The organism is Roseimaritima sediminicola, from assembly GCF_009618275.1.
In the GTDB taxonomy this organism is placed as follows: Bacteria; Planctomycetota; Planctomycetia; order Pirellulales; family Pirellulaceae; genus Roseimaritima; species Roseimaritima sediminicola.
On sequence record NZ_WIAD01000012.1, the window covers coordinates 87176 to 111285 of the forward strand.

22 protein-coding genes are annotated in these 24110 nt (G+C 61.9%); 11 read left to right on the forward strand and 11 right to left on the reverse strand.

Annotated features, from left to right (window positions below; genetic code table 11):
* The first annotated feature begins 177 nt into the window (after positions 1 to 177).
* Positions 178 to 1503, forward strand: a complete 1326-nt coding sequence (locus GE027_RS08695; RefSeq protein ID WP_153556794.1) for an outer membrane protein assembly factor BamB family protein — start codon at positions 178 to 180, stop codon at positions 1501 to 1503.
* A 65-nt stretch (positions 1504 to 1568) separates the two neighbouring features.
* Here GE027_RS08695 and GE027_RS08700 read toward each other — a convergent pair whose 3' ends face one another.
* Together GE027_RS08700 and GE027_RS08705 are read right to left on the reverse strand one after the other, a co-directional pair.
* Entirely contained in the window at positions 1569 to 3038 is a 1470-nt protein-coding gene (locus GE027_RS08700) for a DEAD/DEAH box helicase (RefSeq protein ID WP_202617366.1), read from the reverse strand.
* Between the two features lie 151 nt (positions 3039 to 3189).
* Entirely contained in the window at positions 3190 to 3519 is a 330-nt protein-coding gene (locus GE027_RS08705; protein WP_153556795.1) for an RNA recognition motif domain-containing protein, read from the reverse strand.
* Between the two features lie 424 nt (positions 3520 to 3943).
* Here GE027_RS08705 and GE027_RS08710 point away from each other — a divergent pair, with 424 nt between their 5' ends.
* From GE027_RS08710 to GE027_RS08725, 4 genes are all read left to right on the forward strand, one after another.
* Positions 3944 to 4792, forward strand: a complete 849-nt coding sequence (locus GE027_RS08710; RefSeq protein WP_153556796.1) for a hypothetical protein — start codon at positions 3944 to 3946, stop codon at positions 4790 to 4792.
* A 78-nt stretch (positions 4793 to 4870) separates the two neighbouring features.
* Positions 4871 to 5719: a sugar phosphate isomerase/epimerase family protein gene (locus tag GE027_RS08715; RefSeq protein ID WP_153556797.1), complete on the forward strand. Its 849-nt coding sequence runs from the start codon at positions 4871 to 4873 to the stop codon at positions 5717 to 5719.
* A gap of 24 nt (positions 5720 to 5743) precedes the next feature.
* Complete coding sequence (locus GE027_RS08720) at positions 5744 to 6991, forward strand: competence/damage-inducible protein A (RefSeq protein ID WP_153556798.1); 1248 nt, start codon at positions 5744 to 5746, stop codon at positions 6989 to 6991.
* Between the two features lie 102 nt (positions 6992 to 7093).
* A complete protein-coding gene (locus tag GE027_RS08725) occupies positions 7094 to 8536 on the forward strand; it encodes a pectate lyase (RefSeq protein ID WP_202617367.1) in 1443 nt (480 codons plus the stop codon).
* Between the two features lie 560 nt (positions 8537 to 9096).
* Here GE027_RS08725 and GE027_RS08730 read toward each other — a convergent pair.
* Together GE027_RS08730 and GE027_RS22830 are read right to left on the reverse strand one after the other, a co-directional pair.
* The gene (locus GE027_RS08730; protein WP_153556799.1) at positions 9097 to 9429 is read right to left on the reverse strand and encodes a hypothetical protein; all 333 of its coding nucleotides are present in this window, start codon (positions 9427 to 9429) and stop codon (positions 9097 to 9099) included.
* Between the two features lie 316 nt (positions 9430 to 9745).
* The gene (locus GE027_RS22830; RefSeq protein WP_162006638.1) at positions 9746 to 10000 is read right to left on the reverse strand and encodes a zinc ribbon domain-containing protein; all 255 of its coding nucleotides are present in this window, start codon (positions 9998 to 10000) and stop codon (positions 9746 to 9748) included.
* A 315-nt stretch (positions 10001 to 10315) separates the two neighbouring features.
* Here GE027_RS22830 and argC point away from each other — a divergent pair, with 315 nt between their 5' ends.
* From argC to GE027_RS08765, 6 genes are all read left to right on the forward strand, one after another.
* Positions 10316 to 11323, forward strand: a complete 1008-nt coding sequence (gene argC / locus GE027_RS08740; RefSeq protein WP_153556801.1) for an N-acetyl-gamma-glutamyl-phosphate reductase — start codon at positions 10316 to 10318, stop codon at positions 11321 to 11323.
* Positions 11324 to 11407: 84 nt separating this feature from the next.
* Positions 11408 to 12403, forward strand: a complete 996-nt coding sequence (locus GE027_RS08745) for a type II CAAX endopeptidase family protein (protein ID WP_162006639.1) — start codon at positions 11408 to 11410, stop codon at positions 12401 to 12403.
* The gene (locus tag GE027_RS08750; RefSeq protein WP_153556803.1) at positions 12387 to 13892 is read left to right on the forward strand and encodes an aldehyde dehydrogenase family protein; all 1506 of its coding nucleotides are present in this window, start codon (positions 12387 to 12389) and stop codon (positions 13890 to 13892) included. Before GE027_RS08745 ends, GE027_RS08750 begins: the two co-directional genes overlap by 17 nt.
* Positions 13864 to 15456, forward strand: a complete 1593-nt coding sequence (locus GE027_RS08755; RefSeq protein WP_202617368.1) for a phytoene desaturase family protein — start codon at positions 13864 to 13866, stop codon at positions 15454 to 15456. The genes GE027_RS08750 and GE027_RS08755 overlap by 29 nt, the downstream gene beginning before the upstream one ends.
* Complete coding sequence (locus tag GE027_RS08760; RefSeq protein ID WP_237607405.1) at positions 15453 to 16253, forward strand: lysophospholipid acyltransferase family protein; 801 nt, start codon at positions 15453 to 15455, stop codon at positions 16251 to 16253. Before GE027_RS08755 ends, GE027_RS08760 begins: the two co-directional genes overlap by 4 nt.
* A 59-nt stretch (positions 16254 to 16312) precedes the next feature.
* Complete coding sequence (locus GE027_RS08765; protein ID WP_153556804.1) at positions 16313 to 17428, forward strand: glycosyltransferase family A protein; 1116 nt, start codon at positions 16313 to 16315, stop codon at positions 17426 to 17428.
* 13 nt (positions 17429 to 17441) lie between these two features.
* Here the strand turns inward: GE027_RS08765 and GE027_RS08770 are convergent, their stop codons facing one another.
* The 7 genes from GE027_RS08770 to GE027_RS08800 form a co-directional block, all read right to left on the reverse strand.
* Positions 17442 to 18332 (reverse strand): DUF1559 domain-containing protein, encoded by an 891-nt coding sequence (locus tag GE027_RS08770; RefSeq protein ID WP_153556805.1) that lies wholly within the window; start codon positions 18330 to 18332, stop codon positions 17442 to 17444.
* A complete protein-coding gene (locus GE027_RS08775; protein WP_153556806.1) occupies positions 18292 to 19287 on the reverse strand; it encodes a glycosyltransferase family 2 protein in 996 nt (331 codons plus the stop codon). The genes GE027_RS08770 and GE027_RS08775 overlap by 41 nt, the downstream gene beginning before the upstream one ends.
* A 12-nt stretch (positions 19288 to 19299) precedes the next feature.
* A complete protein-coding gene (locus GE027_RS08780) occupies positions 19300 to 20607 on the reverse strand; it encodes a hypothetical protein (protein WP_153556807.1) in 1308 nt (435 codons plus the stop codon).
* A complete protein-coding gene (locus GE027_RS08785) occupies positions 20604 to 21407 on the reverse strand; it encodes a glycosyltransferase family 2 protein (RefSeq protein ID WP_162006641.1) in 804 nt (267 codons plus the stop codon). The genes GE027_RS08780 and GE027_RS08785 overlap by 4 nt, the downstream gene beginning before the upstream one ends.
* Positions 21408 to 21428: 21 nt before the next feature.
* Complete coding sequence (locus tag GE027_RS08790) at positions 21429 to 22463, reverse strand: hypothetical protein (protein WP_153556809.1); 1035 nt, start codon at positions 22461 to 22463, stop codon at positions 21429 to 21431.
* Positions 22464 to 22943: 480 nt separating this feature from the next.
* Positions 22944 to 23399 (reverse strand): DUF1573 domain-containing protein, encoded by a 456-nt coding sequence (locus GE027_RS08795; RefSeq protein WP_153556810.1) that lies wholly within the window; start codon positions 23397 to 23399, stop codon positions 22944 to 22946.
* Between the two features lie 167 nt (positions 23400 to 23566).
* Positions 23567 to 24034: a hypothetical protein gene (locus GE027_RS08800; protein ID WP_153556811.1), complete on the reverse strand. Its 468-nt coding sequence runs from the start codon at positions 24032 to 24034 to the stop codon at positions 23567 to 23569.
* Between the last annotated feature and the right edge of the window lie 76 nt (positions 24035 to 24110).

Genomic DNA, 24110 nt, shown 5'->3' on the forward strand with positions numbered 1-24110 from the left:
GCCCTGTCGAGTACGAGTACCGCTGCGCTGAGTACGAGTACCGCTGCGCTGAGTACGAGTACCGCTTCGCAGAGGGGGAGCCGATACAGTACGATGCAATCGCTGCGGCTCACCCGAGGACGGCTTCCTGGGTTCGCGAGCTGCCGCGTTCGTTTTCTGCTGAATGAGCTGTTTACTATGCGTGTTTTCGCTGTGCTTGCTTTCGTCTGTGTGTTCGGATCTCCGCTGTTGGCCGAGGACGACTGGCCGGCGTTTTTGGGCGGGACGCAGCGGCAAACCGCGACCGGTCCGGTGCCGCTGGAGTGGTCGCCGGAGCAGAACATCCGCTGGCAGACGCCGCTTCCGGGCCACGGGCAGTCCAGCCCGGTCGTGGTCGATGGCCAGGTCTACCTGACGGCGGTCGAGGGGCCGAACAAAGAAACCAATCTGGTGATCTGTCTGGAGCTGGCCGGCGGCGAGCCGCTTTGGCAGCATTCTTCGGCCAGCAGTTTGCCGGTCAAGAACGATACCTACACCAGCCGGGCCGCGCCGACGCCGGTCGCCGATGCGGACGGGGTGTATGCGTTTTTCGAAAGCGGCAATCTGGTGGCCGTGGACCCTGAGGGCGAGGTTCGCTGGCAACGTGATTTGTTGGCCGATTACGGTCGCTACGAAGGACGATTCGGCCTCGGTGCGTCGCTGGCCCAAACGGACGACCGCGTGTTTGTCCTGGCCGACAACGAAGGGCCTTCCTACCTGTTGGCGTTGGAAAAATCCACGGGCGAAACGCTGTGGAAGACCGATCGAACCAGCCGCGTGTCCTGGTCCTCGCCGATGATCTTGAACGTGGCGGGCGAGCCGCAGATCGTGGTCAGCTCGGCCGGCAGCGTCGATGGTTACGATCCCCGGGACGGTCGCCAGCTATGGACCCTGGGCGACGTCGGCGGCAATACGGTCGCTTCGCCGGTGCCCTTCGGCGAGGGACGTTTCCTGGTGGGCGCCTCGGCCGGACGCAATGGTGAAAACAGCGAAGGAGCCCGACGATCGAACATGGCCGTCGCGGTAGAGCCTGATGGCGATGGTTATCGCGCCGAGGTACTGTGGCGAAACGAAAAAGCTTCCAGCTCGTTCGGTTCGCCCATCGCCCATCGCGGACTGGCCTACTACACCAACCGTGCCGGCGTCCTGTTTTGCCTGGATGCCAAGACGGGCAAGCCACAGTACACCGTGCGGCTGCAGAGCAACTGGGCGACGCCGCTGGCCGTGGAAGACCGCGTCTACGTGTTCGGCAAGAACGGAGAAACGACCGTGCTGGCCGCGGGTCCGAAAAAACAGGTGCTGGCGGTCAACGATCTTCGGAAATCCGGTGATCAAGCAGCGGAAGACGGCAACGAGGCCGCGGGCCGCTTCGCCGGGGAGACCCTGTACGGGGTGGCTCTGACGGCGCACGGCGTCCTGGTGCGGACGGGCGAGCGCCTGTTCCTGCTCGGCAAAGAGACCCGCTCGGCCGTTCCATCGCAGTAAACGCCTCTCGCCCCAATGGATCGAGCGTCCGCGGTTTGGGAATTTCTCGGCTGGGGACAGCCGAGCTACTTTGAGCCGGGTTTGCCGCGGCGCCGCGACTTGTGGGGCTTGCGGCTGCCGGCGGCGTTGCCGCCGCCACCATCGCGCGAGGATCGCGAACGCGAGTCCAGCGGGTCGGTGGATCCGCTGCGGCGTTTCTTTTTGTTCGCCGGGAACTTGGTTTTCCAGCCACCACCCTGGCCACCTCGGCCACCCTGGCCGGCGGAGTTGCCGCGCCGTGTTCCCCCGCCCCCCCCGCTGCCACCTCGGCCTCGGCGACTCGGTCCGGCGGCCAGCTTGGCGCGGCGAGCGTCGGCTTCGTTAAAGCGATCGTGGTGCGGTTGATTCGATTCGATCCGAATCCGCTTGCCGATCTGTTTCTCGACGGCCTTCAGGGAATCCCAATCGTTGACGGTGCAGAAGGTGATCGCCATCCCGTCGGCGCCGGCTCGGCCGGTGCGTCCGATACGATGCACGTAGCTGTCCGGATCGTGGGGGATGTCGAAATTGACGACGTGGCTGAGGCCGTCGATGTCCAGGCCGCGAGCCGCCAAATCGGTCGCGATCAAAACGTCCAGCTTGCCTTTCTTGAAAGCCTGCAGGACGCGGTTGCGACCCGCCTGCGTCTTGCCGCCGTGGATCGCTTCGCAGCGAAGTCCGTCTTTGCAGAGGTGTTTCTTCAGCCGATCCGCGCCGCGCTTGGTATTGGTAAATACCAGAACTTGACCCGTGGCTTCGGTTTGCATGACGTGCTGAAGCAGTTTCAGCTTGTCGGTATGCGGCACCATCATCACGCATTGTTCGATGCGATCGACCGTCGAGGCGGGCGGCGTGACGATCACTTCCACGTGATCGGTCAGCAGGCCGGCAGCCAGTTTTTTGACCGGCGGCGCCATCGTCGCCGAAAAGAACAGCGAATGACGTTGCTCGGGCAACTCGCGCATGATGCGGCGCAGATCGGGCAGGAAGCCCATGTCCAGCATCCGGTCGGCTTCGTCCAGGATGAAAGTATGGACGTCATCGAAGCACAGAGCCCCTTGGCCGAACAGGTCCAGCAGGCGGCCGGGCGTGGCCACGCAGATATCCACGCCGCGCTGGAGGGCTTGGACTTGGCGGCCTTGGCTGACACCGCCGAACACCGTGGTCATACGGAATTTCAGGTGACGGCCATAGGTATCAAAGCTGTCGGCGATCTGGGTGGCCAGCTCGCGCGTCGGCGCCAGGACCAGCACCGGCGGCGCTTTGCGGCGGGGACGCCTGTCGAGGGCATCGAGTTTCTGCAGGATGGGGATGGCGAAGGCGGCGGTTTTTCCGGTGCCCGTTTGGGCGCAGCCCAGCAGGTCACGGCCTTGGAGCAGGGGCCCGATGGCGGCCGCCTGGATGGGAGTCGGACGGTAGTAGCCTTCGGCGTGGAGGGCCCGCTGAATGGGCTCGATCAGGTCGAATTCGAAGAAACTTTCTACGGACGGCGAAGCGGATTCGGTCAAGGTGAGCAAGGGCGTCGGAAGGTGGGGAGCGAGTTCTGGGGGGAAATAAAAACAGCGTCGCACCACAACCGGTGGACGCTGCGCATCGGTGATTCAATCAGCAAACGCGTTTTCAGTCAGCTAAGGCCTTGTTCAACAAACGCGTTTTCAGAAATCGGGCTTAGTTGCGGTATCCACCGCCACCGCCGCCGCCATAGCCGCCACCGCCGCCGCCGCCATAGCCGCCACGACCGCGACCGCCACGCTCTTCTCGCGGGCGAGCTTCGTTGACGGTCAGGGTTCGGCCACCGAACTCCTGTCCGTTCAGGGCGTCGATCGCCGAATCGGCGCCATCGGTCATCTCGACGAAAGCAAAGCCACGACTGCGGCCCGTTTCGCGGTCGGAAACCACCGAAGCACTGACCACTTCGCCGTGTTCTCCAAACACATCCCGCAGCTCGTCCGCGGTGGTCTTGAAGGAGAGGTTTCCAACGTAAATTCGCTTACTCATCTAACTGTCCTCGGGCCACTCAGGACCCATGCAAACGTGATCACGCCGCTCTCGAATTGCCAGCGTTCGATGAACAACTCGCCAGCGATCGACAACGGCGCTGCCGGTTCAGCGCAGAACAACCGGATCTCTGAAGACAGTCTTGCTATGGCTGGGGGGATGCCCACGGTAGCGACAGTGTCAGCGAATCGGTCGAACTACCCTTCCCAGCACTAGAAACTCGCGGCCTGAAATCTGCCGCACGCAGGAAGTTTACACAATTGCCCGGGGGGGCCAACAAACAAACCGAAAAATTTCGTAAATAAACGAATCTCGGTTTTCGCCCCGCTCGCGTCCCCCCGGACGCTTTCGGCGACCGCCCAGAGGACTATCATGACGGCTCCATAGACATCAGTCATCGATCGTCAGATTACGCAGAAGTCTCATGTGGCGCACCCGTACCGGTAACCGAACCCTGCACGGCCCCGAAGCCGAATTGTTGGCCGCCGCGATCCGCACGGTCCTGGTGGATCTGGGCCGCCAACTGTCGCCGCCCGGCGGCCGAGACGGGCAACCCGATCCCCGCAGCCCAGATGCGTTGGGCGGCCCAGATGCGTGGGACGGCCCAGATGCGTGGGACGGCCCAGATGCGGGGGGCGAGACGGGCGGGGTTGATGAGACGGGCGGGCGGTGCGGACCGTTCGGGATCAGCGTCTTCGACGATCTGCAGGTCCATCAACGCATCGCTCTGCTGCACCGGGTGGCCCGGTATCTGTTGACCGAGACGGCCGAGACATTGCCTCTGAATGCGGTCCACGAAGCCACGATCGGAGTCCTGTTCGCCGAGATCCGCGTGCAAGTGCTGCGCGAGCTCGGAGCGGATCTCGACGCCCGGGATGTGGCGGCCGGACCGGTGCGAGCCGGTTGGTCGTGGTCGCCGGAAAAAAAATGTTTCTGGCGGCAGTTGGCGCTGCAGAGCTTCCGTCAATCCCAACGGCGCACCGACGCCACCGAAGAGATCGCCGCCGGCATCGTGCCCGGTCACGTCGACGACCCCGAGGTGGATCGTTGGGAGAACCTGGTGGAGTGGTTGGCCGACAACATCCTTTGGGATCGCGATTACGAGATCGCCGATTGCTTTCTGGATGCCGATCCCGGGCAGGCCCAGCAGCGCAAGGCGATGCTGGGCATCGACGAGGATTATTTCACTGCCATCGCTCCGGACCCGTTGCCGGAACAGTGGCCGGGTTTGATCAGCGAGACGCAGCGTCTGGTGCGCCGCTATCCCCGCTGATGACTTGGTCTCGGTGCTGATGTAAGGTCTGTGTGCAATTAACTTGCTTCCTAGGTTTCAGAACGATTCGGAGAACGAATGTCAAGCGAAGAGAAATGGCCCATCGGCGTGTTTGCCAGTGTGGACGCGGGATTGGGAGTGCAGTGGGACGTCATCCGCCAGTTGCAGGTGCCCACGATCCAGTTACACGCTCCGGCGCCCCAGTCGCGGAATCGCGAGACGGCCGACCGCCTCCGCAAGCAGCTGGAGGAAATGAACGTGACCCTGACGGCCGTCTTCGGCGGTTTCGAGGGCGAGTCCTACGCCGATATTCCCACGGTCGAACGCACGATCGGACTGGTCCCCGAGGACACGCGGCAGCAGCGGCTGGAGGAGATGAAGCAGATCGCCGATTTCGCTTCCCTGCTGGATTGCCCGGTCGTCGCCCTGCACCTGGGGTTTGTACCCCACGAACTGGACGACCCACGGATGTCGGGCATCGTCGAAGTCACCCGCCAGCTGTGCGATCACTGCAAGAACCTGGGCCAGGCGCTGCACCTGGAAACCGGACAGGAAACGGCCGAGGGGTTGCTGCAGTTCTTGGGCGCGGTCGAGCGTGACAACCTGCACGTCAACTTCGACCCGGCCAACATGATCCTGTACGGCACGGGCGAACCCATCCCGGCCCTTCGCCAGCTCGGGCCGCACGTCCGCAGCGTGCACTGCAAGGACGGAACCTGGAGCGACCAACCGGGCAAGACCTGGGGCCAGGAAGTACCACTGGGCGAGGGCGACGTCGACATCAAGGCTTACCTGAAAACGCTGGACGAAATCGGCTACACCGGTCCGCTGACGATCGAACGCGAGATCCCACAGGAACCGGAGCGTCAGATCGCCGAGATCGGCGCCGCCGTCAAGTTGCTCCGCGAACTCAAGGCGGCGCTTTAGCCGGATTCTAGACAGAGACGCGCCATGTTGACGGCCGAAGTGATTGCCATCGGTGACGAGATGACCACCGGGGCGCGGGTCGATACCAACTCCGCTTGGCTCAGCCGCCAGCTGGCCTCGCTGGGGATTCGGACCGTGGCCCAGACCACGGTCCCCGACGACTTGGCCGTGGGCGCCGCGGCGATTCGCGCCGCGGCCGGTCGCGCCGATGTGATCGTCGCGACCGGCGGCTTGGGACCCACTCGCGACGACCTGACTCGCGACGTGTTGGCCGAAGTCACCGGCGGGGCGCTGGAGTTTCGCCGCGAGGTGATGGACACGATCGAAGCCCTCTTTGCGGCACGCTCGCGACCGCTGCCGCCGCGAAATCGCATCCAGGCGATGTTTCCCGCCGGTGCTGCGGTAATTCCTAATCCCCAGGGCACCGCTCCGGGGATCGAGGTGGAGGTCGCGGCGGGCGAAGGGGCGGCGGCGCGGGTGTTTGCCCTGCCCGGGGTCCCGGCCGAGATGCGGCAGATGTTTCTCGCCACGGTGCGGCCGCAATTGCTCGAACGGCTGGGCGCGGGCCGGCGGACGATTCGCCAGCACGTCGTCAAATGTTTCGGCTTGGGCGAAAGCGAGATGGAATCGCGACTGGGCGAGATGATCGCTCGCAACCGCCAACCGTCGGTGGGCATCACCGTCAGCCGGGCGACGATCAGCCTGCGGATCACCGCCGAAGCGGCCAGCGAAGCGGAAGCCTTGGAGTTGATCGAGGCGACGCGGCGTGAGATCTACGCCGCCGTGCCGGAAACCATTTTCGGCGAAGGCGAGTCGACCGAGTTGCAGCATGCCGTGGCGGAATGTCTAGCGCGGCGGGGGCAGACCTTGTGGACGTTGGAATTGGGAGCGGCCTGCCCGATCAGCGGCTGGATGGCCGCGACGGACGTTTCCCAGCGGGTCTATCGCGGGGGAATGTTTGCACCGGAGCTGGATTCGCTTCCCGCGCTCGCTGCCGCTGCCGCTGCGGAAGACGTCGCGGCGGATCGCTTGCCGCAGTGGACCGGGTGCAGCGGGGCGGACTGGGGATTGATGGTCGACCGGTATCCACAGATCCCCGACAGTGACGCGCCGCTGCCGGCTTTTCCGGTGACCTTTACGCTGTGGCGCCGCGCCGATCAGATGGTCCGACGGCAAGAAGTACAGCTGGGCGGGCACCCGGACATCATCCCCGATCGGATCGCCAAAGCCGGACTGAACTTCTTGCGGCAAACGATGCTGGTCGACGGCTGAGCCATCTTTGGGCCGCCTGCGGGGCAGTGGAGACTGGAATGTCTCTCGAAAGCATCGAGCTATAATCGACTTTTTCGCTTCTCGATTTGGTTGGCGGCTGTCATGCAACGTGTTGTTTCCGGGGCGGTACTGATTCTTGTCATCGGTGCGGTCCTGCCGGCCGGTTCAAAATCCTGGGCTCAGACGCAACCGGCCGACGCGGCGCTGGTTGACGCGGCCACCGAAACGATGCATCGCGCCGCGACGTATTACTCGCAAGCGGTCGCATCCCACGGCGGATACGTCTATTTCTATTCGCTGGATCTGGACAAGCGTTGGGGCGAAGGCAAGGCGACCACCGATCAGATTTGGGTCCAGCCGCCGGGCACGCCCACCGTCGGCATGGCTTACGTGGAAGCCTACCGAGCCACCGGGGATGAGCTGTACCAGCAGGCGGCATTGAAGGCTGCCGAAGCCTTGATTTACGGCCAGGTCCGCAGCGGCGGCTGGACGAACTGTATCGATTTCAATCCGCAAGGCCAGCGCGTCTCGCTGTATCGGCACGGTCGCGGCCGGGGACGCAATATCTCGTCGCTCGATGACGGGCAAACCCAGTCCGCCATTCGGTTTCTGATGCATGCCGATCAAATGATGGGGTTCCAGCACGAAGGCATCCACGAAGCGGTAACGGTTGCCCTGGACGCGCTTCTGGACGCCCAGTTTCCCAACGGCGGCTTTCCGCAGGTCTGGGATGGCGAACCGGTTCGTGACCCGCCGATCATCGCCGCGAACTATCCCGAGTACGACTGGCGGACCGAGGGCCGGATCAAAGAGTACTGGGACATGTACACCCTGAACGACAACGTCGCCGGGTACGTGGCCGACGTGTTGATCGATGCCCACGCCATCTACGACGATGTCCGCTACCTGGATTCGCTGAAACGGCTGGGGGATTTTCTGATCCTGGCCCAGATGCCCGAGCCGCAGCCGGCCTGGGCCCAGCAGTACAACTACGCGATGCAACCGATCTGGGCGCGGAAGTTCGAGCCGCCGGGGATCTGCAGCGACGAATCGCAAGAGGTGATCGCGACCCTGATCCGGATCGCCCGCAGCACCGGCGACCCGCGGTACCTGGAACCGATTCCCGCGGCGATTCGCTACCTGCATCGCTCGCGACTGCCCGACGGGCGGCTGGCAAGGTACTACGAACTGCGGACCAACAAACCCTTGTACATGCAGCGCAGCGGAGACGCGTACTCGTTGACCTACGACGATTCGAATCTGCCCAAGCACTACGGCTGGAAATGGGAATCGCGGCTTCGCGAGCTGTACGGGCAGTACCAGACGGCCAAAAGCGGCAGCTCCGAGCCTTCGCCGAAAGTGACCGAAGAGGCCGTCCGTAGAATCGTGTCCGAGCTGGACGCCACCGGCCGCTGGGTCAGCCGCTACGAAGGCGAGCGGCTGGTCGGGCAAGCCAAGATGCCCGTCGGTGCGGAGTACCTATCAAGCGAACGCTTCAGCGAAAACCTGACCACCCTCGCCCGCTACCTCGCCCAGCCGAAGTAGCGCCTCGCTTTCCCACGCATCATCTTTGGTTCCCGTTCGCCGCCTGGTTTTGCGAGATTCAGGTATCGGCGTATTCGGGAAACCGGTTAACGGCGATTCGAATTATTCTCATCAAGTCACGCCCTTTGCCCGACGCTAATGATGCCCAAATGGCAAAATTGTGATTCACCGGTGCGAATTGAGGCTGCACGTGGGGCCAAGGGTATTCTGGATTAGGACCATTATTGGCAAACGCCGGTGCAAGGCGTTCCAGGTCGTACGCGATCGGAAGTACAGACCTAATCCTGTTTTGAAAGTCCGGGAACCGTGTGAAGGTAAACAGGTTTGCGATGCGTTCTCGATCGCCTAGGGGAATTTGCCCCAAAAACCTGAGGGATTGGACGAATCCCGCATGACTTCGGGGCGGCGGTGATCCGGATCGCCAAAAGTAGGCCTTTGCGATTTTTTCCGTGACCATTTGTAGGTAGTGCAACGAATGGCATTGCGCGATGCCCTGGCCGCGGAGCAGAACGAACGCGTGGTGATCGGATTTAGCCTGTTGCCACCAGACCTCTTGGTAACTATTCATTTCCGTAATGAACGGCGTTCTCAAGCGACCAGTTGCCGGGGAGGCCGAGTTGTTGCGTTTCGATTCTGCCCCATTGTTCGGGAGTGACATCTAGCACGTACAGTTTATGCGCAGTTTCCATCCCCGTATCAACACCGAAGTCAATTGGTTCTAGAGCGTCGTCGTTTCGATCACCGATAAGCTTGTTGACCTCGACGAATCGAATCACACGATCACCGGAGTTTGTTGGCAAGTAGTAAACGGCCACGATTCCAGGATCTGTCTTAAGATGTTCACTCGCGTACCAACGAGCCATTGCATCGCGATCAAATTGTGTTGCAGGCATCGACGAGCCTCCGATGTATGCTAATCGTCAGGTTTGGGTTTTGTCGCCGAACGTTCAAAATCACGTGGCACGGGCAAAATCACGTGGCACGTTCAAAATCACGTGGCACGGGCAAAATCACGTGGCACGGGCACAGAACAAGCAAACAGATCAACTCGGAAAATCTTAGAATACCGGTGCAAATGAGGCTGAGCAACCAACGATGCTCAGCGAACGGATCGACCGCGGGCTCGTACTCGAATGCGGTCGGGACGCCCGTTTGCTGGTCAAGGACACCATCCGACTCGATCGCGATTCGGGACAGCTCTGCACCTCGCTAAAACAACACCGGCCACAGCAGCGTGGCGGCGAAGGCGACGACCAATGCGATCACCACGGCTCGCTGCCAGGGCCGCAAGGTGGTACTGACCGGAGAATCCGAGAACTCTGACGCAATGAATTCGTCGTAGTCGAAATCGTCTTCGGCGTCGCTGTCGGGATGGTCGACGTACTGGTCCCAGTCGTAGCCGCAGGCCCGGCAGACTTCCGCATCGATCGCGACCGCCGCCCCGCAGTGCGGACAGGGCACCATGGGCCGAGCCGCCCCGGAAGCTTTTCCTGCCCCTTTGCGGGCGTTTCTTTTGCCGAATAGACCCATCAGCGGTTTTCTCACTTCTTTCGACTCGTGTGGAACAAAGGACCCTCGGCGGTACAATGCACTGTGGTGTCCCCGGGCCCGCTTGTGAGACCCCCCGGCCATGCCTCGCGCAGGACCGTGCTCCCGTACTGCTTGCCCTACGGCTATCCTAAGGCTACGGCTATCCTAAAGACTGTGGCAGAACAAACCACGGGGCATGCTGCGCTTGAAAAAAACGTCCCCGACATCTCTCAGATTGAATAAAGAACCATGATTCGTGTTGGAGTGGTAGGAGCCACCGGGTACACCGCATTCGAAGCCATCCGCTTGATCAACCGTCATCCGCAGGCTCGCGTGACCGCGGTGACCAGTCGTCAGGACGTGGGCAAGGGGATCGAGGCGGTCCATCCGGCCTTGACCGGGCAAGTCGAGGTGTCGTTATCGCTGGCCGAACCGGAGCGGTTGGCCGCCGAGTGCGATGTCGTGTTTTGCTGTCTGCCGCACGCCGCTTCGGCCGAAACCGTGCGGTCGCTGCGCGAGCATAACGTTCGCGTGGTGGATCTGAGTGCCGACTTTCGCCTGCGCAGCCAATCGCTGTACGAACACTGGTACGCGACAGAGCATCCCTGGCCCGAACTGCTGGGCAAGGTTGCCTATGGGCTGCCCGAGTTGTTCGCGGCCGAAATCGCCGGCGCCGACCTGGTCGCCAATCCCGGCTGCTACCCGACCTCTGCGATCCTGCCGCTGGCGCCGCTGGTCAAAGCCGGGGCGATCGGCTCCGATGTGATCGTCGATGCCAAGAGTGGCGTCAGCGGGGCTGGCCGGACGCCAAAACTGGCGAATCTGTACTGCGAGGCCAACGAGTCGTTGAGTGCGTACGCCGTGGGCAAACACCGACATCAACCGGAAGTCGTGGACGTGCTGGACCGCTATGCCGGCACCGAACTGGACGTCCTGTTCACACCGCATCTGGCGCCGATGGACCGCGGGATCCTGTCGACCATCTATGTCGAAGCTAAAAACCGGGACGCCGACGGCATCAAGTCGTTGTGGGACGAGGCCTATCGGGACGCTCCGTTCGTCCACGTGGTCGATGACCCACCGGCCACCAAACACGTCACGGCCAGCAACCGCGTGCACTTGGCCGCCTTCGATGCCGGAAAACGCGTGGTGTTGGTGGCCGTGCTGGACAACGTCGTCAAAGGCGCCAGCGGGGCCGCCGTACAGAATATGAATTGTATGTTTGGGCTAGAGCAGACCTTGGGTCTGGAAGGCTAGAGTTCCGTGATGGGCGACGAGTACCCCAGCGACAAGCGATACGAGGCTTCTCCCGACGCGGAGGCTGCCCCGAAGGACGACGCGGTGACTTCGGTTCCACAATCGGAACCGCATTCGCATTCGCATCCGCATCCGCACCCGCAGCCCGTTTCGCCGCCGGCAACGGAGCCGCAAGCCCAACTCGTTCCACGGCCCCGGCTGTGGCCGTTGCTCGTCGTGGTCCTGGCTTCGGCGGTCAGTTTCCTGATCGTCAGTGGGATTTCGCTGTTCATTGCCCAGTTGTTGGTGACCGGCCAGGTGGCCACCACACGCGAGGCGGCCCTGCAGGCTGCGGAGATGATCAAGCAGTCACGGCTGGCATTCAGTATTACCGTGATCCTGCCGCAGATCGCGTTGGTCATGCCGGCGGTCATTGCGGCCCTGTTGTCGCCGGATCGCTTTGCGCCGCGGATGGGCTTGGTCGCCGGACGCTGGCCGATGTGGGCATGGTTTGCCGCCGCGGCAGCGACGCCCTTGGTAGGTATGGCTTCGGGGGTCTTCGTCAGTTTGTTTTTGGAAGAGAGCACGGCGCTGAAGCAGACCAGCGAACTGCTCCGGACGATGGGCAGTGACGGCTTCCTGATACCGCTGGCCCTGTTGATCGGCGGCATGCCGGCGATTTGCGAGGAGCTGTTGTTTCGCGGCTACCTGCAAAATCGGTTGACGCGGCGCCTGCCACCGATCACGGGGATCGTGATCGCCTCGGCGGTGTTTGCGATCTTCCACATGGATCCGGTACACATCGTGGCCGTGTTCCCGATCGGGTTGTGGATGGGGTGGTTGTCGTTCCGCAGCGGTTCGTTGTATCCGGCGATGATTGCGCACTTGGTCAACAACGTGTTGGCGGTCACGGTCGTGGTCCTCAATCCGCAGGAGAGCGCTGGCGCGTTTGCCTTGCCCGCGATGTTCGCCTCGTTGTTTATGCTCGGCGCCGGTGTGTTGGGGTTGGCCGGCGTGGCGGCAGCGGCCTATTTCTTTCCCCCGCCGGTGCCTGCCCGGTTGCTTCGGGCGGAGGCGGTCAGCGATGCCGGACTGGCCTAGCGATCCTGCGGAGGTAAGCCGACGCGTTGCCGAGATGCGGCAGACCGCGGTGGAGGTTTGGAAGAGCCGGCCGCTGGCGGAGCGGATGCGGACGGTGGGCGCCGCGCGGCACGCCGTGGCAGCCGACAGCGAACGGTTGATTCGCCTGGCTCGAACGCCGCAGCGCGTTTCCGACGTCGATACGATGGCGGCCGAGTGCCTGCCCCTGTGCGACGCGCTGAAGTTCCTGCAGCGGCGAGGGGCTCGCGTGCTCGCCGCCCGGCGTTTGGGTGTTGCCGGCCGCCCGCTGTGGTTGTGGGGCTCGCGCGGCCGCGTCCAGCGCGATGCGTTGGGCGTGGTCTTGGTCCTGGGCGCCTGGAATTATCCGCTGTTTCTGGGCGGAGTTCAAACCGCGCAGGCGTTGGCTGCGGGCAATGCCGTGCTGTGGAAGCCGGCGCCGGGCAGCGAGGCGGTTTGCCAATGGTTTGTGGAGAAATTAATTGCGGCCGGAGTGCCCGAAGCGGCCGTGCGGGTCTTGCCCAGCGACGTCGAAACCGCCCGCACCGTGCTCGAGGCTGGCGTGGATCTCGTGGTGCTGACCGGCAGCGCGGCCACCGGCCGAACCGTCCTGCGGGCCGCCGCCGAAACCCTGACGCCGGCGATCATGGAATTGAGTGGCTGTGATGCGGCGATCGTCCTGCCGTCGGCGAACCTGGAACGTGCGGCGAAATTAATTCGGTTCGGGCTGACCATCAATTCCGGTGCTACCTGCATCGGACCGCGTCGCTTGTTTTTGGAAACCTCGATCGCCGACGCTTTACAAGACCATCTGGATCGGTCGCTGGCCGACGCGGAGCCGGTGACGGTGCATCCGGCGGCCCGGCGGGATGCCGCGGGGTTGATCGAAGACGCGTTTGCGCGAGGCGCACGCGACCGGCTGGGACGGTGGGACGGCCAGCGGTTCGCCGCCGACGGCCGGATGTACCCGCTGGTGCTGGAAGGTGTCCGAGCGGATTGGCCCATCGCCTCGGCCGACCTGTTCGCGCCGGTGACGACCGTGCAGCGTTTCTCCGATACCGCGGACATGATCGCCCGCTGTAACGATTGTTCCTACGGCCTGGCCGCGGCGGTCTTTGGCGACCGGTCCGCAGCTCAAGACATTGCCGATAAACTGTGCGTCGGTACGGTCACGATCAACGACTTGGTCGCACCGACGGCGGACCCGCGAGCACCGTTTGGTGGGCGGCGACAAAGTGGGTTTGGCGTTACCCGCGGCGCCGAAGGCCTGGTGAGTATGACCGCCGCCAAAGTGATCATCGAGAACCGCCGTGGCTTCTCGCCGCATGCGGATCCGGTCGACGACGGCACGCTGGAGATGCTGCGGGGGGCGGTGCGAACGCAGCACGGCCGCGGCGCGAAAAACCGCCTGAGCGGTTTGCGGCAATTAATCCGTGGTATCCGTGCGGCGGGAACCCGTGCGAATGAGACGGACCAACAAGAACAACCCTAGCGAGGATGCGATGAAGATAGTGGTGATCGGCGGCGGACTGGCGGGCCTGAGCAGCGCCTGCACGCTGGCTGCCCGCGGGCATCAGGTGACGGTGTTGGAAAAGAATGCGTGGATGGGCGGCAAGGCGGCCGTGCTGTCGGCCGATGGGTATCGCTTTGATATGGGGCCCACGATCCTGACCCTGCCGGCGGTGCTGAAACGCATCTTTGCCGAAGCCGGTGAACCGATCGAGCAATACCTGGACCTGGTCCGGCTGGATCCGCAGTGGCGTTGTTTCTTCGATGAATCGCCTCAGGCCCAGCAGCCCGCTGCGGTACTGGATCTGGTGGCCGATCCGGCGGCGATGCGCGAACACTTGAACCGCTTTACCGGCGGCACCGAAACCGCCATCGGCTACGAACGCTTTCTGGAAATCTCTCGCGGCCTGCACGACGTTTCGGAACGTTTTTTCTTCTGGAAGAGCGTGGGCGGCCTGGGCGATACGATGGACGTCGGCGGGACGTTTTCCGCCGCCGTGCTGAAGGACGTGCTGAGCCTGCAGATGGGCCGCAGTGTCTCGAGTGTGGTTCGCAGGCACGTTCCCGACGTCCGAGTCGCCCAGATGGTGGATCACTTTACGCAGTATGTCGGTTCCGCGCCGGACCAATCGCCGGCTGTGCTGTGCGGGATTGCCCACATGCAGACTTCCGAAGGCATTTGGTACCCGATGGGCGGCACACGGGCCGTTCCGGAAGCCCTCACACGCCTGGGCGAAAAGTTGGGCGTGACGATGTGCTGCGAGACCGACGTGGAAAAAATCGAGACCCGCGGCAAGCGAGTCGCCGCGGTGGTCACGACCGATGGCAAACGTATCGCCTGCGATGCGGTGGTCAGCAACTGCGACGCGGTACGGACGTATCGCGAATTGCTGGGCGACCGCTGGGGGCGCAAGTTCGCGTCGGCCGATAAGTTCGAACCGGCCTGCAGCGGCGTCGTGCTGTACCTGGGGCTGAACCGCCGCTACGAGCAATTGCTGCATCATAACTTTGTGTTCAGCCGCGATGCCGAAGAGGAGTTCGAATCGATCTATCGCCACGGCCAACCGGCGGCCGACCCCACCGCCTACGTGTGTGCCCCGGCCATCACCGAACCCGGCGTCGCACCGCCCGGCGGCGAAGCTTTGTACGTGCTGGTTCACACGCCCTACTTGCGGCCCGGTCATCGATGGAAAGAGATGTTTCCGGCCTATCGCGACATCATTTTGAATAAACTGGAACGCACGGCGGGGCTGGATGGTCTGCGGGATGCGATCGTGTACGAGTCCGCTCTGACGCCTCAAGACATCCACGATCGTTACCGGGTGCTGGACGGAGCCATCTACGGACTGGCCAGCCACGGCAAGTTCCTGGGCGCCTTTAAACCCGGTAACCGCCGCAAGGACGTGCAGGGATTGTACTTGGCCGGCGGGGCGGCGCACCCGGGTCCGGGGATGCCCATGGTGTTGATGAGCGGCTGGATTGCGGCCGATTCCCTGGATCAGGATGTGCAAAGAGGCAAACTACCCAGCGTGACGACTTCGACGTGAATACGGAGCAAGCAGACCTGCCGGCGGTGTCGCGATTCTGGCAAGACGGTTTTCACCGCTTCCTGCCCAGAATGTTGCGAAACAGCTTTCACACGATGGCGATCACGCGCGATTCTCGTTCCGCCTTGGACCTGCCACCGTCACAGCCCCTGATCGTGTATGCAAATCACGTGGGTTGGTGGGATCCGTTGGTGGCCCATTACATGTGTCGCCGCGTGCTGCAAGGCCGACAGTTCTATGCCCCGATCGATGCCGATGCTCTCGAGCAGTACCGGGTGTTTCGCAAATTGGGTTTCTATGGCGTTCGCGCCGACACCCAAGCCGGCATCCGATCCTTTCTGAAAACCAGTCGGACCATTTTGGAGACGCCCGGGACGTCGCTGTGGATCACGCCGACCGGACGGTTCAGCGACGTGCGCGACCGAAGCGTGCCGTTCGCGCCGGGGCTGGCGCATCTGTGTGCGCACTTGGTTCGCGGGACGGTCGTGCCGATGGCGATCGAGTACTCGTTCTGGGAAGAGCGGTTGCCGGAATGCCTGATGCGGTTTGGCGAGCCGCTGGAGATCCAAGTCGGCCAAGAGAAGTCTTCGGGCCAGTGGAACGAACAACTGATGCATCAATTACACACCACGCAGCAGCATTTGGCCGAGCGGGTGATTGCCCGAGACCCGGCGGCCTTTGAAGTCTGTCTGCAGGGCGGTGCGGGAGCGGGAGGTGTTTATGATTTCTTTCGGCGGGTGCGCAGTTGGTGCGGTGGACGTCGGTTCGTGCGACAACACGGGGAAAAGTTTTCGTAGCCGTGTTCTGGTTCGCTCTGGTCCTAGCCGCTTTGGTTTTCGCGTGCCTTCCGCTGGGAATGTACGTTGTGAATCTGCCCTTGTTTCGGCTGTCTTGCCGTGACGGCGACGACGAGGCGGTGCCGGCTGCCCGGGGCGACCGGACCGCTCCGCCCGGCGTCTCGGTGCTGATCCCGGCCCGGGACGAGGCCGAGGGCATCACGGCCTGCGTCCGTTCGGTGCTGGCCAGTCGTGACGTCCGCGTCGAGGTCGTGGTCTGGGACGACCAGTCGCAGGACGAAACCGCCCAACTGGTCCAGGGGATCGCGGCCGAGGACCCGCGCGTTCGGCTGCTCCACGGTACGGCCCTGCCCGCCGGCTGGAACGGCAAGCAGCATGCCTGTTGGCGATTGAGCGAGCATGCCTCGCAGCGCTGGTTGGGGTTTCTGGACGCGGACGTGCGACTGCACCCGCAGGCGCTCTCCACGATGTTGCGTTATGCGATGCGGCGGGACGTGGCGCTGCTGAGTGCTTTTCCGCGGCAACAGACCGGAACCATCCTGGAAAAATTATTAATCCCGATGATGCACGTGGTGTTGCTGGGATACCTGCCGATGCCACGGATGCGGCGCTCGCGAAGCCCGGCTTATGCGGCGGGGTGTGGCCAGTTGTTCCTGACCGAGCGGACGGCTTATCAGGCGATGGGAACGCACCGGGCGATCCGCAGTTCGCGGCACGATGGCATTCATCTGCCGTCGGCTTACCGCAAGGCTGGCCTCTCGACCGATGTGATCGACGGAACCTCTCTGGCCACTTGCCGGATGTATCGCGGGGCAAGAGAAGTCGTCCATGGTCTGCTGAAGAACGCTGATGAAGGGATCGCCAACGCGGGCCGGATCGTTCCCTTTAGCGTGTTGCTGTTGGGCAGCGGTGTGTTGCCGTGGGGCTTGTTGATCGCCTTGGCGTGGAAGGCACCGGTTGTGGCATACGTCGACACCTCGGCCCTGTGGATTGGCACGCTCGTGGCGGTGGTGGCCGGCGTGCTGCCCCGCTGGATCAACGCCTGGCTGTTCAAGCAGTCCTGGCTGGGCGCGGCGCTGCATCCGGTGGCCGTGACGCTATTTATCGCGCTGCAGTGGTGGGCGCTGGCGATGCAGTTGTGCGGAAAACGGGTCCAGTGGCGCGGCCGCGACTGAAGCCGTACCACGATCACGTCTCGCCGCCGTCGATGGAGGCGTGGGCGTGGTAGACGTTCAAGTCGATGGTCTCGGATTGAAACCGTACGCTGCCGTCGGCCATTGAAAAAATCGCTCCGCCCGGATGATGGCTCATGAAGCCACAGTTGTCCTCCCAGCGGTGTGGGTTGTTCAGTTGCTTGGCATAGTTCAGCGGTACCGCACAGTTGCCTGCCGCACTGTTGGAATGGAACCACCAACTCCAGCGAGTCCACGAAGCCGACGTCTCGCCGACCGCAAACGTGCTCGACAGGCCGTCTCGGACGTCGCGGATCCGCGTCGAAAGTACCGGCCCGCGGCCCGCACAAATCAATCCGTTGCCGAACGCCATTCCGTCGAACTTGCCGGCAAACCGGCCGGTCGTGGACGCGCGCCGAAATTGCCCATGGTCCCAATTATTACCGCCACAGCTCTTATAGCTGGTCAATGCCAGGTTCCACGAGGTCGGCGCATCGGCCCGCTCGTCCATCGTTTCGGCCGAGACATCCGACGGGCAACGAAACGATTCCACGGGAATTTCCGCTTGAGGACGATTGGGCTGGAGGATCAAGCCCGTGCCGATTTGCTGGTGCAGCGGCTGTTTCTCAATATAGGGCAGCACGCCCTGCATCCAGCTGCGCGTTCGTACGGTCGGGCCAAGCTCTTCGCCGAAGGTGGAGTTCAACGGAAAGGCGCCCAGCGAATCGTGGTAGGCATGCATCGCCAGTGTCAGCTGCTTGAGGTTGTTCTGACAGGACATCTTCCGAGCCAGTTCCCGAGCGGCCTGCACCGCCGGCAAGAGCAACCCGATCAGAATGCCAATGATGCCGATCACGACCAGCAGCTCAATGAGCGTGAAGCCCCGTTTCGATCTCTGCATTTTCATACCCCTTGTGTTTCACGTGCCGATTGCGCGGCGCGTTGACAACGGTTCGAACCAGATACGGCGGCATCCGGCTGTTGTTCTGGTGTATGCGAGCCAGGTACAAACCAAAGATTCCCAGAACCAGAAAGTTCACAGTGGCCAGCGACAGCAAGACGATCATCGACGCCCCGTCAGAGACCAGTGCCTCGCGAACCTGCGAAGTGCTGGCAACCAGCAATAAAGCGATCGCGCAACCGATCGCCAGGTACAGCGGCAAACGTAGCGGCAGGGTCGAAAAGGAAACGACGCCCTGCGTGGCCAGCTGCAACATTCGCTTCATCGGCCAGCCGCTGGTTCCCACGGTGCGCGGGTCGCGAACGTAGCGAAGCGGTTCCTGCCGATAACCCACCCAGGCTCCCACGCCGCGCAGGAAGTACGGCTGCTGGGGCAAGTTGACGATCGCGTCGGCAACCTGCCGCGTCATCAATCGAAAGTAACCGACATTGCGAGGGATCTCGATCTCCGCGATCGCATTGAACAAGACATAGTAACTCCACGCGGTCAGTTTCTTCAGCGAGGATTCGCCGCGCCGCGATTGACGTTGTCCGTACACCACATCCGCACCTCGCTCGATTCCTCGCAGCATCTGCGGCAGTAATTCCGGTGGGTCCTGCAGATCGGCGTCCAGCAGCAAAACTAGGTCCCCCGTGCAGTGACGAAGCCCTGCGAGCAAGGCTCGTTCCTGGCCAAAGTTGCGAGTCAAACAAACGCCTGTGATGTGTGGCTCTCGGGCGGCAAGCGACTCGATTTTCTCCCAGCTGCCGTCATCGGAGCCATCGTCGACCAAGATCAACTGGAAATCGTCGACGCATCCCTCGCATGCGGTGCGAACCCGGTCGAGCACTTCGTCCAGGCACTGCATGTCGTTATAGCATGGCACGACGACGGACAGCAAATATTTCGTGTTCTGGCTCATGGCTGCCCCCAATCAAAAATACCAGTACCATCCGGTGAACATCATGGCACCGATGGCCATCAACACGGCCATCATGCCGAACAGCACCGCTTGAGCTTCTCGCGGCAACCGGTCCACCAGCATTCCGACCAGGATGTAGACAGGAAACGCGGCCGCCGCGTAGCGTGCTTCCGAAGCCATGCAGGCGTGATAGGCGTGCGTAACGTAAGGGATACCCAGCAAACCCACCGACAGCAAGCTTTCCTGCGGCGTCAACCACCTTCGTACCGCCCCGAAAGCGACCAGGAGCCAAGTTGCCATTACGATCAGCGGGTTGAAGAAGTGGAGGTTGAATTCTGGCGTGTTAACCGGTGGCGCCGTAGCCCAGTAACACTCACAATCCGGCTGGTACACCGCCCAGAACGGTTCCAGCGTGACGAGGGCGGCCAGTCTGCCCAGCAGGCTGGCCGGTGGCGTACGCGTTTGCCAGTGCGTCTGCGTTTGGATGAAGGCCAGAGCGTCGCCGAGGGCGATGTGCTGGTACAGCATGTAGGCGGCCAGGCCCCACACACAAACCGGCGTCAGCAAACAGGCCTTTACCGCGGCGCTTCGCGGGGAAGAGGATTGCTGCCACAGCGTCCACCAAAACGGCAGCACGGCGGCCAGCCCGACGGGACGTGCCGCGGTGGTCGCGCCCACGAGGATAGCCACGACCCACAGCGGCCACCGCCGCTGCATACCGTACATCGCAAGCAACACAAAGCACAGGAACGTCGACTCGGAGTAGCTCATGCGAAAATAGAACGTCGTTGGGAACAGCCCAAAGACGATCAAGCAAATCCGCCAGTGCTTCAGCACCCCCTGCGTCGGACGTTCGGAAAGGTATTTTGAAAAGACAACGAATGCACCAAGGAGAAACAGGTGGGAAACCGCCAGCAGTGACACGTCGGTTTGCAAGCCCGTGACGACCGAAAAGAGGCGGCCGCTCATCGGATACAGCGGATAGAAGGCCACGTTCGACATCCGCTCCGGATCGTACGAGTATCCCTCGCTGGCGATTTGGTGGTACCAAACGCCGTCCCAGGGCGCAAACCGCTCGACTAGATTGGAACGGTCCATCTTGTGGGCATCGTGGTGACGCATGCAGGTGATCACGAACTGGCTGCCGAACATCACGGCCACCACCACGATCAAGCTGGTGAAGTAGTAACTCGCACCGCCGTACAGCACGTGGTCGCCCCATCCGCCGCGGCGCGCTGGATCCGCTGCAGCGGAATCCGAAACGGCTGCGGTGGAGTCCGCTTGGTCGGGGGTCGCTGGTGGGTCCTGATCGACGCTCACGAGCCTCGCGCCTCCTGAGGTTCGAGGTCGGTGGTCCGTTGGCGGCTGTCGACGCGTTCGCCGGGGCTCGGAACCCAGTGACGTAGCCGCCACAGCGTCACGGCCGCTTGCCAGCCGTCGCGCAGCCGGATCTTCTTGCCTTCGTCGCGTCCGCGTGGCCGGTAGGAGATGGGCACTTCGACGATTCGCAGGCCCATGCGGATCGCCTTGGCAGTCACCTCGGGACAGAACTCAAATCGCTGGCAGGTCAGCTGCATCGACCGGAGGTCCTCGGTGCGAAACATCTTGTAACAGGTCGCTTCGTCGGTGATGCGTGTGCCGTAGAGCATGCGAACCATTGTATTCAAGAACGAGACGCCCCAGGCAAACGCGTTGAATGAACGGTCATCCCAAGGCCCACTGGCCAGTCGCCGCGAACCATAGACGGCGATGCCTTGGCGATCACGCATCCTCTGCAGCAGCAGGCCCAAGTCATTCGGATCGTATTCCAGGTCCCCATCCTGCACGACGACCAACGGCGATGTGACATGATCTAAGCCGGTGCGGATGGCAGCACCCTTGCCACGGTTGGCCGAGTGCCGAATCAGTTTGGCGTCGAGCTCCCAGTCGGCGATCGTTTGCTCGACGATGCTGACCGTACCGTCGGTAGACGCATCGTCAACGATCACGATCTCGCCAACATCGCCGTGTGCCATGGCAAATGCGTGCACACGCCGCAAGCACGCCGCCACGCTGGACCGTTCGTTGAAGACGGGGACGATGATCGCGAGGCGACCGTCGTTCCGATTTGGAGCACTCACGCGTAGCATCTCCGCTTCGGTTCAGGATGCATCCGGTTGAGACGTATCGCCTCGCCCCACCCAGCGGTAACGGAAGAAGGCGAGAAGAGCCAGCGTCGCGGTAGCACCGAGAAGAAGGACGACCCACAGTGAACGTGGTGATCGTGGCTGCACCGGTTCAGGCAGGCCGAAGGCGGACAGGCGAAAATCTTCTTTGCTGGGTCGGTCTCCCAGCCACTCAAACTGTACCAACCGATCATTCGCGATCGATTTTCCTCCAACCGAACCCGGAGGCGGTTCGTACGACTCAGCGCCGGTCGCTTGGACGACAACAGGACGCCCAATCGTCGCCGGCGTCGCATACGTGTTGTGCGTTGTGAATCGGCCCGTCGTGCCATCTATTTCCAGTTCCGCCTCACCGTGCAGAATCTGCCACCCGACATGCTCTCCCAGTTCGAGCTGGGCGGATTCGATTCGGAGGCCGTTCGCTTGTCCGGACGGAGTGCGCGAAAGTTGGAGTTTCAAGATTCGGCCCTCCGGCCCCTCATGCTCGGAGAGATCGGTTACGACCAAGACTCCGGAGTGAATCGCTCCGGGTATCGACTGCCCCAGCATCCGCAGTCCGTACGCTTCGGGCTCCGTCGCCAGGTCACGCTGCACCGATGGGGGCGGCTTCTCACCCCAGTGAACTAGCGACAGGCTCCAGTCGTCCGCACTCGACGGACGCGAGACGACGAACATGTAATCCGCATTCTTGCCAACCGCTTTTAGGAGGGGCGTAAAAGATTCGTCACGCGAATCGGAAGCTTTCCATTCCTGCACGATAGCGTCATCAAGCTTGCAAACGCGACTAACCTGTTTCGACGAAGCGCTGCGCCGAACGCCTTTGATGCCTGTTGCCTCAAACGTGACCTGGACGCAGTACGGCGGGAAAGAGGATCCCAAAGATCGCCACGCGGCGGTAACCTCTTCCGGAACGGCCTCGCCGAAAGCAGGTGTGCCGCACCACACGAACCCCCAGACGACCACCGGCAGGAGGAGACATGCAGCAGGTGTGCGAGATCTATGATAGGGCATGCACATTGCGGTTCTTACGCTTGAAAGGTACGTGGCGACGAGGAGTGAATTTCGGTGACGTCCACCGAAGAGTGGTCGTGTCATGAAAACGTGTGCAGGGAATTTAGGTTCGGCACGTTATGGCATGTACTCGCAGCCACAGTAATTGCCGTTCGGAGTGAATTTCTCGACGCACTCGCAGTATTGACATCCATAACCAATTCCACACGATCCCAGGGAACAAAAACTTGGGGCTCGCTGGTGGCAGGTGACGTCGCAATAGCTGCAGTCCACTGCGAAGCAAATAGACGCGAGGCCGGCACCCCCCATGCTCGCAAGAAGAAAAGAGCCTGAAAGCAGAAGTGCATTAATATGTCTTTGGTGCATGTTGAAACTCCAGTGAAAAGTAAAAGGTATGCGGGCACAGCGGTGGGAACGGCTAGCGGTTGATAGGGTGCTGTCGGTTTTGCTGTGCGTATCTATGGTTCTATCGTGTGGATGTTATAGAGGAATTTCCTTTCTGTTAGTTGCGTTGATCGAAAGGTTTAAATCGACTTGTATGGACGGCGAGTCGAGTATGAGTGGAATGCTCTCGCTCGTCACTCCCGCTGGAAGTTTGGAAAAGTCTACATTGATGGTCAGCTCTTGGCGCCCACCTGGTTCGATGGTTGTTGGCAACGGATCCAAAAAGGTGCAGCCACATCGGGGGATTGCGCCAATAATTGTAACGGGGGTCGAACTTAAGGAATGCACATGGAACGGGATAGACACCGTCCCTGAACCAGTCGGGCCAGTGATCGTGAGGTTTTTTTCCTCTACGTACACAGCTGCGCCGAGAAGTCTCGCAATTTGTTTGGGAAACACTAAGTGGAATAAAACTCCTGCTAGCAACATTGCCGCTATTGTGATGCTCGCACAGGAGAAGTTTTTAAGGCTGGGGTGATTGGGGGCGTTCATGCAGTTGCTCGTACAGGTTGACGCTATTTACGAAGAATGTACAGTGTTGTTTTTTCGCGTTCCATGTGTTGCAAAGGCCGAGCAGGATTGCCGGCTTGCCGTTGTAGCGATCCTGTGAATTGCTATTCTTTAAGGGTTCGGCAGTGTATGTGAAAGAAAGCTAAAGGTCAAAATAGTTTAGCGATGAGCTCGATTGCGTTCTTGCCGTCGGCGGCCTCAACGACTTTTCCTTCTCGCAAAATGAATGCAGCTGGGCTGGAAATGAACGGCTCGCCGTGAGGCCAATTGATCGTACCATCGGGTTCATAGTCAATCGCGACGCGGTCTATCGCAAATGGCCAAGAATCTGCGCCGGCGGTGAACATCGCTGTGCGTTCATTGCTCCTGGTTGTCGACGGATCTGCAAAGTGCTCGTCAATCAGTTCGTGACAAAGTTCGCACTCTTGCCGAACACAAAGCACCACCCAGTTGCCAGTTTCGAGCGGCGTCAAATCGCTATTCAGGTCGCTATTTAAGGGCCATGGCTTCTGGAGCAGCTCTTCGGCAAGAAGGAATCGAATGTCATCGCTGTCGGCTAAGGCGGCATCACGGTAGGCTGTGGCGCCGCACGCAAGTAGGCCGAAGATTACGCTCACAGTAAGGCATGTCCTGACGCCGAGCCGCGTCCTACCAATCCCCTCTTGCCTGGGTCGCAATAGGACCGCAGCAGTC